The organism is Microbulbifer sp. S227A, from assembly GCF_049800935.1.
The window spans coordinates 5684-7650 of sequence record NZ_JBNAFZ010000041.1 but is presented as its reverse complement, the minus strand read 5'-3'; the positions used below and the strand labels follow the sequence as shown (position 1 = coordinate 7650).

Annotated in this window: 1 protein-coding gene and 1 pseudogene; both read left to right on the top strand. The window is 54.9% G+C overall.

The window, feature by feature from the left end; translation table 11 throughout:
• Positions 1 to 213, top strand: a pseudogene (locus ACP15R_RS27265) (ketol-acid reductoisomerase); the annotation flags it as partial.
• A gap of 127 nt (positions 214 to 340) precedes the next feature.
• On the top strand, positions 341 to 1258 hold the full coding sequence (gene pssA / locus ACP15R_RS27260; protein ID WP_224871752.1) for a CDP-diacylglycerol--serine O-phosphatidyltransferase: 918 nt from the start codon (positions 341 to 343) through the stop codon (positions 1256 to 1258).
• The last annotated feature ends 709 nt before the right edge of the window (positions 1259 to 1967 follow it).

The window sequence follows — 1967 nt, the reverse complement described above, 5'->3', positions numbered from 1 at the left end:
AAGGCTGAGATGAAACGTGTACTGAGCGACATCCAGACGGGTAAATTCGCCAAAGACTTCATGCTGGAATCTCTCGCTGGCCAGCCCCGCCTGAAAGCGGAGCGTCGTATCGGTGGCGAGCACCAGATCGAAGAGGTTGGTGCCAAGCTGCGTGCGATGATGCCTTGGATCAAGGCAAACAAGATCATCGACAAGACCGAAGGCAACAGCTAATTCTGTTGAATTAGCAGCGTTCGATCACAAAGCGGTGGGGCTTGATGGCCTCACCGCTTTTTTTTTGCCGCTGCGCCACTGTACACTGCGAGGGTAATTAGTCAGTCGTGCTTTTAAGGAAGCCTGTATGAGCGATAACAAGGACGCCCGGCCGCAGGGCCCGGGATCCGATGAAGAAATCCGCTTGCCTGTGGATGAGCATGTGGAAGAAGAGGTTGGGGAGAATGGCAAAAAGGTCCGCGCGAAAGGCGTGTACCTGCTGCCGAACCTGATCACCACCGGTGCACTGTTTAGTGGCTTCTATGCCATCGTTGCCGGTATGGGCGGCAAGTTCGAGGCGGCCGCGATCGCCATTTTTGCGGCGATGATCCTCGACGGTCTCGATGGGCGGGTTGCACGTCTCACCGACACTCAGAGTGCGTTTGGAGTGCAGTACGACTCCCTGTCGGACATGGTTTCCTTCGGCCTTGCACCGGCGCTGGTAGTCTTCAGCTGGGGGCTTGCACCACTGGGTAAGCTCGGGTGGGCTGCTGCATTTCTGTATGCGGCTTGTGCTGCGTTGCGGCTTGCCCGCTTCAATACCCAGGTCGATACCGTTGATAAAGGTGTGTTTATTGGCCTCGCCAGTCCTACGGCGGCCGCCATCGTTGCCAGTATGGTGTGGGCGGGGCACGAGACGGATGTGGGCACCGGCTTGGCCATTGTCGCTGCGCTGGTCACTGCGGCCGCTGGCTTGTTGATGGTTTCGAACTTTCACTATACCAGCTTTAAAAAGCTCGATTTCAAGGGGCGTGTACCCTTTGTGATGATGCTGGCAATCATTCTGGTCTTCAGCCTGGTCACCATTGATCCACCGCGTGTGCTGTTGGTGATCGCGATTATCTATACCTTCTCTGGTCCCGCTATGTGGGGTTGGAAATTTGTTGCCGAGCGTCGCAGCGCGCATGCCGCGGCCACGCAAATGCTGGATGATGAAGGTGATGCGGCTGAGGGGGATAGCAAGCCCAAGGCTGACGGAGAACATGACCCAGAGTCCAAGCCTTAGTCGGTTTTCTCGCAAATGAGGCGCGACCAACCTGTGGTCGCCGCCTCTTTCGCGCCGCTCTGGCCGCTGTCTGGCCACCGCGGAATGGCCGCAAAATCCCCCTTCGCCATTTGGCATTACCCCCACCTCACACTAAGCTCAAAAGATACCTTGCACGAAAGTGCACAACAGTGGCGGGCTACGCTGGTAGGTCGCGCTTTCTGTCAGCTCTAATTCCTGAGATTTTGTGACTGACCTATGGGTTTTGGTGCGTGAAAACTTTTTTCACAAAAGTGCTTGCGTGCCAATGTGTGCAGCCGTATAGTTCGCGCCCTCGCTGCCAAGGCGGTAACGCAAACGGCGGTGAGAAGGTAAGTTAACCTTTTGATTTTCAACGAGTTTTTCTCGCAAAATGAATTTCAAAAAGCGCTTGCCAAGGTCGAAAGGGTCGCTATAATGCGCGCCACTTCAATGGGGTCGCCACGGTTTAACCGGTGTTTTTGTTGAGGCTTCGACGGGGCTTCAGGCAGCCCCCCAGCACTGAAAATCAGGTCATTTATTTGCCGGATTTCAGCGCTGAAAAAGCTCTAAAAAAGAGCTTGCCAAACGAGATTGGCGCCATATAATGCGCGTCCTTCTCGGGGTCACCGAGAGGTTGATCGAAGCACCGGAAAGCGTTGATTTATAACGGTTTCGGGGCTTCAAAAAAGTCTGCGAAAAGCCTTGCTTC

What these genes read in the sequence shown, in the direction of transcription:
- pssA (WP_224871752.1), top strand. Translation starts at nt 341, where the DNA reads ATGAGCGATAACAAGGACGCCCGGCCGCAGGGCCCGGGATCCGATGAA.